Origin of the sequence: uncultured Gimesia sp. (genome assembly GCF_937919775.1) — a bacterium.
GTDB lineage: Bacteria > Planctomycetota > Planctomycetia > Planctomycetales > Planctomycetaceae > Gimesia.
The window spans coordinates 1-10,133 of the sequence record NZ_CALFPF010000741.1; the positions used below are offsets into that span (position 1 = coordinate 1).

A 10,133-nucleotide genomic window follows, 5' to 3' on the forward strand; every position below is an offset into this window, starting at 1 on the left:
TTGGCGTAGGGCATGATTATGACGGTCCGATTTCTTCCTTAGGAACATTAAATGACCGAAGGTATTCGGCGCACGCCATGCTGCTGCCTTACCTGGATCAGTCTGTCGTCTATAATCAGCTGAATTTTGATGTGGCCCCCTTTCATCCTTTTGTGAATGCCGCCAATGACGATCAGACAGAATTGGCAAAAAGATTCAATGAAGTGATTAACGGTCCGGCAGCTGAAGCAAAGTTGAGTGTTTTTATCTGTCCCAGTGATCTGAATCGGCTGAAAAGCCGCTGGGGACCCAATAACTACCGGTCTTGCAATGGGAGTTCGTGGTCTGGCAGAGAGGGAAACGGAATGTTCGGGCAGGATAGCAGCGTCCGACTCACGGATGTGAAAGATGGTCTGTCCAATACGGCCATGTTCAGTGAGCATGCAAAAGGTACCTGGGATGATACGGTGATTGATCCCTTGTCGGATCTGTATAATCTGCAGGGAGTCTGGACGGAAAGCCAATTCACCGATGCCTGCGGGAGTTTGACACCACAGACGGCGGGCGTGTATCAGTACGATGTGGAGTCGGGGCAGACCTGGTTAGCAGGGAATATGAACTGGACCCGGTATAACCATGTCCGGACCCCCAACCGCATCAACTGCAAAAATGGTTTTACCTGGGATGGCGTCATCCTGAATCCCTCCAGTTGGCATGCGAGTGGGGTGAATCTGTTGATGGGAGATGGTGTCGTCCGGTTTGTCAATGAAAATATCAATGCGGAAGTCTGGCAGTCGTTAGGCACGATTTCCGGAGGAGAGCAGACTGCGGGGCCGGGACTATGAAACGTATTTTCCATACCTGCTATCGTGGTATTTTCTTCCGTGATCTTTTCGTTCTCTTTGTAGCGACGGTTTCCCTTTCAAATTCCATGCTGGCTGCAGAACCATCCGGCCGTGAACTATATTTCAGTTTTCTGGGAGAGCAATTTGATAACGACTCACTGGTTCCACTCGGCAGAGGCACCGTTCGACTGTTACAACCACGTTCCGGAGGTTTATTGTTCAACCTGCCGGCGGGATACCAATTGTCCGCGGTTGGAGTCAGTCCGCGATTTCAGATCCACGGCGACTTTGAGATTACGGCCTCATATGAAGTTCCTGGCTGGAAAATACCGGAATCAGGGTATGGCATGGGGCCGAGTCTGTACCTGAAACTGCATGACGAGAAAGAGTCGGCAGTCATGATCGGCCGGCTGTTGCGTCCCAAAAACAAGCACGTTTTCAGCGCCACATTGTCAACCACCGCAGATTCAAAAAGAAACTATGATGTCAAGCTGTATGATGCCCAAACCAATTCCGGGAAATTAAGACTGGTCAGGCAAGGGAGTCTGCTGAAGTTTTTTGTCTCGGAAGGGCCGGGCGAGTCATTTCGCGAATTGCGTGAGGTCGAATTGGGGACCGCAGATGTGGACCTGATACGAATGGGAGTGCAGCAAAGCGATATCAAAACTCCCGTGCAGGTACTTTGGAAAGATCTGACCCTCAAAGCAGAAGCCTTTCCCAATCATCCTGACTCTCAGGCAAAGGGGGTGCAGTACCATGTGCCCACTTACCATCCGGCTCCTCAGCCTGAGCCGATTTCCCTCTTGTGGAGTCTGGTAGCTGGCGTCACGTTACTACTTCTATTGGGAACCGTGATCTGGGTTAAGAAGCGGGCCTAGTGCTTTGTCAAGCTTGGAATTGAGGGCTGGGGGTGTTGTTTACGTGCTCCGTTGTCGCACTCCCGTGATCTCGATCACCCCAAAATTCAAAAATGACACTCCACTAGTTTGGCGTAAGATTGATGTTGTTTTAGTCGGCACAGATTAGACTGTCTCGCGCTTTTCAGAGTCGCACCGCGACTGACAGATCAATTCAGTGATCTGGAGAAACATGACCTGCGCCCAAAAAAGCCTTCAGGCTGGCACGCGTCAAGGCATTCTGGTTAGACTGGATGCATCCTTCTTAGCTGAGATTTCGGCTTGAATTTTCTGACATAATGCAACTTACAAGAAAGCGGGGGAACGATGTTTCAGAATGATGACCAATGCTCAATGGATCGCAGGACGGCTTTGCAAAATATTGGGTTGGCATTATTGTCGACAGGCGTTTTCAATTCTTTAGCGAGGACAGGCAATGTATTCGCCGCCGACCAGATTCCGGCATTCAACGACCACCGGCTGGGGGAATTAAAAGACCTTAATGGATATTTCCCTTTCACACCGAGCGAATCACCGGAAGCATGGGAAAAACGGGCAGAGTATGTCCGGCTGCAAATCAAAGTCGCCGCGGGGGTCTGGCCGGAACCAGAGAATTCAAAAATCAATGCAACTCTGCATGGCAAAGTAGACCGGGAAGATTACACCGTCGAAAAAGTGTTTTTTGAAAGTTCTCCCGGTTTGTATGTCACCGGTAATTTATATCGTCCCAAAGGGAAGCAGGGGCCTTTGCCGATGGTCCTGTCTCCGCACGGTCACTTTGCGGATGGCCGTTTTTTTGACAGTGGGGAAAACCGCGTTCAGGCAGATATCAAGGCTGGGGCCGAAAAGTATGAGGTCGGAGGCCGGTATCCGTTGCAGGCGCGTTGTGTGCAACTGGCCCGGATGGGCTGCATGGTCTTTCATTACGACATGCTGGGATACGCAGACGGATTCTGTTTGAGTCATGGCTTGATCCACGGTTTTGCCAAACAGCGACCGGAAATGTCGAGTGAAAAGAACTGGGGACTTTTCAGTGCGCAGGCAGAATTGCGTTTGATTAATGCACTGGGTTTACAGACATTGAATTCGATTCGCGCCCTGGACTGGGTGTGTTCGTTGCCGGAAGTCGATCCCAAACGGATCGGAATTACCGGCGCCAGTGGTGGCGGGACGCAGACATTCATTCTGGCAGCCATTGACAATCGTATTACCGCAGCATTTCCTGCGGTGATGGTTTCGACGGCAATGCAGGGGGGCTGCACGTGTGAAAACGCGACTTATTTACGGGTTGATACGGGAAATGTTGAGTTTGCTGCATTGCTGGCTCCGCGTCCCCTGGGCATGTCGGCTGCTGATGACTGGACTAAAGAAATCGAAACCAAAGGGCTGCCTGAACTCAAACAGCATTTCAAAATGATGGGCGTTCCTGAAAATGTGGTGGGCAAATATTATCCTTTCCCGCACAATTATAATTATGTCAGCCGCGCCATGATGTATGAGTTTTTCAATCAGCATTTCAAACTGGGCATGACATCTCCGATCATCGAAGCCGATTTTAAACCACTGACGCGTGAAGAATTATCGGTCTGGAATAAAAAATATCCGGCTCCTCCGAGTGATGAGCAATCGGAGATCAAAATTTTACATACTCTGGCTAAAAACAACGCCGCTCAGATCGAACGTCTGATACCGAAAGACCAGACGAGCCTTGCTGAATACCGACGTGTAGTGGGGGGGGGCATCGATGTGATGGTGGGGCGCCCTTTGCCTGAAGCGAACGATCTGGAAGCGGAAAAAATTTCAGAAACCGAAAAAGAGGGGTATCGTCAATATCACACATTGATCAAAAACAAGCGCTACGGCGAAGCGACTCCGGCACTGTTCCTGCTGCCGAATCAATGGAATCGGAAAGTGGTGATCTGGTTAGACGATCAGGGAAAATCAGCTTTGCTTCAACAGGATGGCGCGCTGGCAGCTCCGATTCAACGGCTGGTAGATGCAGGAACGGCGGTGGCCGGAATCGATGTATTGTACCAGGGAGATTTTAATCAGAATCAGCCGGCGCCGGCCGAAATGCCTGTGGTGAAGAATCCTCGCGAGTTTGCCGGTTTTACGTTGGGGTATAACCATCCGGTATTTTCCAAACAGGTGCATGATATATTGAATGCCCTCTCTTTTTGTAAACATCATGAAAGCAATCCACAGTCGATTTCACTGGTTGGTTTTGGGTTTTCCGGTGTCCGGGCCGCCGCTGCCTGTGCTCATTCGCCGGATCTGATTCAGCAGCTGGCTGTCGATACCGGCGGATTTCAATTTGCAGAAATCACAAATGTTCGTGATCTCAGATTATGGCCGGGGGCCGTGAAATATGGTGATGTCAACGGTTTATTATCGTTGTGTCAGCCGGCAGCACTCTGGATTGCCGGGAATTCCGCCACTGTCCCGAAACTGGTTCAGGCGTCTTACAATTCTGCAGGCCTGTTAAATAAGGTGTCGCTGTTTAATGAAACAGCAAACAGGGAAAATGCAGCCGTTGACTGGCTCATCAAAGGCTGAGCGCAGTCGGGGCACATTAGTTTTTAAAAGCCGCAAAATAGTTAATGCAATTCTAGCATGGGCTTTTATACTGATAGAATGTACTACCTGACGTTTTTGGTGAAACCTGTTTTATATTAAACATCTTAGGGGAGTTTTCGATGTTCCCGGGAATTCGATTGCGCGCGATCTTTGTTTTACTATTCCACGACATTCGATTCATAAATCGAAGTCTTTCCGGTATCATTCCGGGGGTCATGCTGATTCTCCTGATGTCGGCTTCGGGATCTGCGGCAGAGAAAGTGAACCTGAAATACGCCTGGGAAAAAGGGCAGCACTTTGCTTACCGGGTTAATATTGAAGTGGACCTGGAAGACTATACCGAAACGTTAAGCGGTGTGGAACAATTCGAAGTCATCGAGTCGGATGCAGATGGTTTTTCTCTAAGGTGTTCCGGAAAATTGAATTCCGTTTCAAAAAGCAAAAACCAACGATCATTGATACCTCCGATGCGAATGCACCGGCACAGGAGTCCTTTTGCGGGGCTGTCGCACAGTATGCTGGGGGCATTGGAGCCACATGTTTTAACTGTCAACCGCTATGGAAAAATCAATACAGTCAAAGGATCTTCGCTGTTACCGTATCTGATTGGGCATTTGTCGGAGATTAATCTGATTCCACTTTCTCCGGAGGGAGACACAGAGTGGTCTGAAAGTGAAAAAACCAGCATTTCGATTATCGCATCAGATCGTTTTCCGCTGACATTGCGCGGGACGAATGTTGAAAAAACGATGGGGGCAAAACAGACGACCGATTATAAAATTACGGGACAGACAGCCGAGGATGTCACGATTGAGGTCAAACATGCATACCGCACGACCTCGATGGTGGATGGCAGTCCCGAAGTGGAACTGGCGGGAACAGGTACCATTCAGTTTAACAGAAAACAGGGGGGCGTTAAAAACTTAGCGTTGAATTACAAGATGTTTCAGCGTTCCGAAACGACGGTGCATAAGATACCGATTACCATTTCTTCCACACAACTAACTGAAGAAGAGCTGGCCAGACACCGGTCCGATCAGGAAGAGTTGCAGAAGAAACATCTGGCAGACATGAAAAAACGAGAGGAAGCGGGCAAATTCGAGATTCCCGAAAATATCGATGCCGAGCTAAAAGAGATTCTTTCAGATCTGGCGACAACCAATGTTTTAAAGCGGAAAGCTGCTTTGAAAAAACTAAGTCAGGCAAAACCGAAACAAGAGAATCCCGAAGTCTCAAAAATATTGATCAAGGTATTGAATAGTGGCGACATCACTGTCGTCGCTGATGCTTCAGAGGCTTTGGTTGTCTGGTCAACGAAAGCAGATGTGCCCGCGTTGATAGAGTTGCTGCCTGAGGTAAATATACTGGGATCGGAAAATGTGATGCAAGCGATCCTGAAACATCAATCACCGGAAGGGATCGAGGCGATCGCAAAATTACTCAAAGAGCCGATTAAGGCTCATAATGCTTCAAAAAAACTGATTGCTTATGGAAGCGGGGCAGAGGACGCCGTCCTGGACCAGCTCGATCCTTCGAACTTTTTCGCGCTGGTTAACGTGTTAAATGTTCTCAAAGAGATTGGAACAGAAACGAGTCTGGAGAAAATTGATGAAGTATCGCGTACCACTGATAATGCAAGCTTTCGGTTTCAAGTTGCTTCAGCGGTCAAAGCGATTGAAGCACGTGTGAAAAAATAAGCGCACTGGTTCGCTGAATGCTGTTCAGCCTGTGTCCAGGTTTATTGTAGCGTCGTCTCCAGTGCCATTCGGATCGAGTATAGCAGTATGGTCGACGCTATGGTGTTAAGCGGGGGTGTGCTCTAGTTATCTGAAAACTCTTGAGGAGAGCGGAACATGGGTTCTTCCTGAGTTTTTTCATTTGAAATCCGAATGATAGCCGGTTCTTCATCCAGCGAGAGTTCATCCAGAGATCGGAAGGTGCTGATTTCCAGAGCTTCTTCTTCCGGCTTTGGCAGCGGTTTGGAAACCGCTGGTTGTGGAGTCGGCAGTTTGACTTCTTTTTTCATGGAAGTTTGCGAGATCAGTTTTTCTCTCACTACGGGAATTGTCCGGTTGAGCGATTGTTTTGGTGCTTCTTGGACAGGCTGTTCTACACTGACCAATTGAGTGTTCTGTTTTATAGGTTCTGTCTTCGGTTGCGTTTGGGGAGTGTCTGAACTGGTTGCCAGTTGTTCTTTGGTTTTTTGTTGTTCTTGTCTGGCAAGTGTCAGATTTTTCATTTCGACCAGTTCGGCAGCCGCCAGTCCCGCTCTTTCCAGATGAGGATCGTCAGTGAGAGCCAGATCATATTCCTGTAACGCTAAATCACCCTCACCTCTTTGTGTGTGAATGTAAGCCAGGTTGGCATGTGCTTCTGCTGGAGACATGATATTGCGAAAGAGAGCGAAGCTTTCTTTGAATCGTCCCTGATGGCCAACAGCTAAGGCGAGATTATTAATGATCCGCGTATTATTGGAATCATTTTGCAAGGCAGACATAAATACTTTTTCTGCAGCCTCGTATTGTCCTCGTTGGTATAAAGCGTATCCAAAATCGTTCAGCAGTTCCGAATTATGCGGATCGAGCTGTCGCGCCTGAGTAAAGTATCGCGTGGCCGCAACGGTGTCGCCTAGATGCGAGCAGACAATCCCCAATCGATGGCAGGCTTTCACGCTCTTGGGATTCTTCTTCAGAAACTTTTCGTATTCTTCACGGGCAGTTACCCAATCTTTTTTGCTTTCAGATGTTCTGGCAGAAGCCATGAGATTTTCAGGTTTCTTTTGTCCGGGAAGCGACGACTTCACCTTGGCAACCTGAGTTCCCAGCTGAGTACATCCCTGAAATGAGATTGTGATGATAAGGATCACAGTTGAACAAGACAATCCTTTGTTGTTCATAATTCTGTTCCTGGCGTTATTCTGTCTGAAAAGATTGAGACAACCACTCTGATGGAGTATTTTGTCAGCAGGAGTCTCTAAATAAGACTCCATATTTGTTGTCTATGTTCCCGGCGAAGGAGTTGAATCGACTGGTTGAATCTTCGGATGTTATTAAAAGTGGACGGATTCGTAAGAACCCGTCCACTGCAGATGATTTCTCAGCAAATTCCTTAATCTGTTAGAAGAATCCGCCACCGACGCCACCGCCGCCGCCGCCAAATCCGCCAAATCCACCACCAAATCCACCACCGCCGCCACCGTTGTTGCGATTCATGAATCCGTTTGTGTAAGCTCGATAGGCTTCAAAGCCTTCAAAGCCGGGAGTAAAGGCAGGAGAGACAACGACTCGTTCGTCGGCGTCCTGTACGTGCATCGCCTGCAACATTTTGACGATGACGTTTCGACGGTGCATGTCCAGATCATCGTTACCGTTGATCGGGTATTTGTATTCATCCGATTCCTTGACTGACATCGAGCTGGTCTCGATGACTACCGGGAAAGGGGTTGAAGCCATACGCACTGCGATTTGTTTAATATGATCTTCGCCAGCAGCATTCAGTTTTGCGGTCGTTCCGACAAATTCACTTTCATGAATTACGAAGTCGGATGCTTCACCGTTTTCTTCCTGCTTTTGCCAAATGTCATCACTGATGGTCCCCAATGGTGCTACTGAATCATAGGGGATCTGGGCTTGATGTTGTTTATGTTGGCAACCACTGACCAGCATTGCTGCTAATGCAATAGCAGGCAAACTTGCAATTTTGGGTTGTATAGACATCGCTTACTTCCTTGTATTTCTCTCACAGCATCAAAATGAAGTGTGATTGGAATTATATAAGTATCATTTGGCAAAGAAATAATAACTCGTATCAGTCAGAGAATCCGTAGTCGCCGTTGATATAGTACTTATCAGATTTTGTCTGATGCATAAAATCTTTTTGTTGTTGGTGAATACGTTTTTTCTGCATGTACCAGACTGTACTCCGATGGTGTACGTCGGGCTTGCCTTCAATATTGTTCATGAAGAAGAAGTCCACATCTCCAGGCTCGGTCACTTCCATGCCAGGCAGAACTGTAGGGGCATCTTCCGGTTCCATTGGATGAACCAGCTCAGGGCTGATCAGGATAATCAGTTCTGTTTCGTCACGTGAGACGGCTTTGTTTGAAAACAGCGTTCCGACCAGAGGAATATCACCAATGAATGGGACTCTGTTTAAATCGCCTCTCTGTTGTTCTTGAATCAGACCGGCGATTGCAAGAACCTGTCCTTCTCGCAGGTCAACAGTCGTGCTGACCGATTGAGTATTCACGCCCAGGATTCCATTTACGGAGAGTGCCGGGTTTACGGTACTGAATGTTGGTGTGACCTGTAATCGAATTCGATCTTTGTCCAGCACTGTCGGAAGGAAGGTCAACTGAGTACCAAAGCCTTTGAAGGTCGTAGTTGCTGCCTGGGCACCACCCACGCCGACGACTGTTGGAACCGCAAACTCACCACCAGAGATGAAGTTGGCTGGACGTCCGCTGATTGTGACCAGATTCGGTTCAGCAAGAATTTTCGCATAACCGTTCTGGGCGAGTGCGGAAATAAACAGGTCAACGTGTTTACTGTTCAACGATGCTGTAACCAGTCCGGTACCACCACCGGCTAACTGCTGTGCGACACCTGTGAAAATCTGGCTCCAGCCAAATTCACCGGAGTTGACAATCAAGTCGGTACTGGCAGTGCGTGCTGCAGAGCGATCAATCTGAGCGATGCGTACTTTCAGCATCACCTGTTTTTCGCCAGGAACTTTCATCATATCGATGACAGTTGCCTCTGGCAGTTTGGCACCATCCGGAAATGGATCAGCTGCCTGGCCATCAGCGAATAATGAGCCGCCACCAATTCCACCACCGCCCATATTTGAACCTCCGCCGGAGCGGGCACGAATGATGGTAATGATTTGAGTTGCTTCCTGTTCGTCGCGAGCCTGTCCGCGAACAATCAGTTTATCAGCAAAAGGAATCAACTGGATCTTACTGTTAGGGAAGAACTCGTTGATCATTCTCTGGAACTCACCGTATTCCATTCGACGTAAGTCTTCAATGGAATTGTCACCCTCGACTTTGACTTGTACGCTCAGGATCTGGGGATTTGCTTCTTCACCCAGCCAGAGTGTCATCGTCGTGGTACCGGTTTCTTTCCCGATGACTTCCACTTCCTGTGCACCGAAGGCGACTACTTCAATTTTACTTGGGTCGGCAATCGCGACACGGAAGACATCCATCTTCATTTTCAGAATTTTAGAGTGTCTTTGCTGAACACTGAGTTCAACTTCAGACTCATAAATTCGATCAACGAGTTGATGAACTTTTTCTTTTGTTTTGGTGCTTACTACTGGTGTTTTCTTTTTTGCTGCGCCAGTAGTAAACTTGTTAGCTTTCATTTTTCCCGGAACAGGAGGAGCTGGCGGGACCTGTGCAGCAAGCGGCGTAGCTGTGATAGCAACACCACAGGCGAGTGCCAGCATCGTGCGTCTTTTCCATAAGGCATTTATAGACATACTTGTCTCCCAATCCTTTGGTCGTCAATTTTGAGAAATTGGAGTTAGTAATTTGTAATATAGATCACTGTTCACATTAAACCACGTTTAACGGAACCTGTTTCAATTAGTAATCTCTCGGTGTCTCATCAATGTTGTCAGTGATATGACTCATTAAATAATCTTGAAATTCACAGGGAATTCAGATTTGATGTTAATGGTCTGCTTCTTTAATTCAATTAAAAAGGAAATACCTGAGATCTGATGTGTTCATACAAATCCCATCGCATCAATCATATCGGATAATCAGATGTGGGAGGTTAATGATATTTTTGCGGTGTTTCCCAGATTGTGCATTTTTTTAGATTTTAGT

General features: G+C 47.8%; 7 protein-coding genes. 4 read left to right on the top strand and 3 right to left on the bottom strand.

Features of this window, described 5'->3' with window-relative positions; translation table 11 throughout:
- The 4 genes from Q0294_RS21005 to Q0294_RS21020 all read left to right on the top strand — a co-directional run.
- Positions 1-824 (top strand): DUF1559 domain-containing protein (locus Q0294_RS21005; RefSeq protein WP_299469368.1); only part of this gene is annotated, 824 nt, incomplete at its 5' end.
- The gene (locus Q0294_RS21010) at positions 821-1,702 is read left to right on the top strand and encodes a DUF1583 domain-containing protein (protein WP_299469370.1); all 882 of its coding nucleotides are present in this window, start codon (positions 821-823) and stop codon (positions 1,700-1,702) included. The genes Q0294_RS21005 and Q0294_RS21010, both read left to right, overlap by 4 nt.
- Before the next feature lie 345 nt (positions 1,703-2,047).
- On the top strand, positions 2,048-4,276 hold the full coding sequence (locus tag Q0294_RS21015; protein WP_299469372.1) for an acetylxylan esterase: 2,229 nt from the start codon (positions 2,048-2,050) through the stop codon (positions 4,274-4,276).
- A 140-nt stretch (positions 4,277-4,416) separates the two neighbouring features.
- Entirely contained in the window at positions 4,417-5,994 is a 1,578-nt protein-coding gene (locus tag Q0294_RS21020; RefSeq protein ID WP_299469374.1) for a hypothetical protein, read from the top strand.
- Between the two features lie 122 nt (positions 5,995-6,116).
- Here the strand turns inward: Q0294_RS21020 and Q0294_RS21025 are convergent, their stop codons facing one another.
- From Q0294_RS21025 to Q0294_RS21035, 3 genes are all read right to left on the bottom strand, one after another.
- On the bottom strand, positions 6,117-7,163 hold the full coding sequence (locus Q0294_RS21025) for a tetratricopeptide repeat protein (RefSeq protein ID WP_299469377.1): 1,047 nt from the start codon (positions 7,161-7,163) through the stop codon (positions 6,117-6,119).
- A 250-nt stretch (positions 7,164-7,413) separates the two neighbouring features.
- The gene (locus Q0294_RS21030; protein WP_299469378.1) at positions 7,414-8,013 is read right to left on the bottom strand and encodes a hypothetical protein; all 600 of its coding nucleotides are present in this window, start codon (positions 8,011-8,013) and stop codon (positions 7,414-7,416) included.
- Between the two features lie 91 nt (positions 8,014-8,104).
- Positions 8,105-9,781: a pilus assembly protein N-terminal domain-containing protein gene (locus Q0294_RS21035; RefSeq protein ID WP_299469379.1), complete on the bottom strand. Its 1,677-nt coding sequence runs from the start codon at positions 9,779-9,781 to the stop codon at positions 8,105-8,107.
- Between the last annotated feature and the right edge of the window lie 352 nt (positions 9,782-10,133).

Excerpts from the sequence above, each read along its gene's own strand:
- Q0294_RS21010 (WP_299469370.1), top strand. The coding sequence starts at position 821 with ATGAAACGTATTTTCCATACCTGCTATCGTGGTATTTTCTTCCGTGAT.
- Q0294_RS21015 (WP_299469372.1), top strand. The coding sequence starts at position 2,048 with ATGTTTCAGAATGATGACCAATGCTCAATGGATCGCAGGACGGCTTTG.
- Q0294_RS21020 (WP_299469374.1), top strand. The coding sequence starts at position 4,417 with ATGTTCCCGGGAATTCGATTGCGCGCGATCTTTGTTTTACTATTCCAC.
- Q0294_RS21030 (WP_299469378.1), bottom strand. The coding sequence starts at position 8,013 with ATGTCTATACAACCCAAAATTGCAAGTTTGCCTGCTATTGCATTAGCA.
- Q0294_RS21035 (WP_299469379.1), bottom strand. The coding sequence starts at position 9,781 with ATGTCTATAAATGCCTTATGGAAAAGACGCACGATGCTGGCACTCGCC.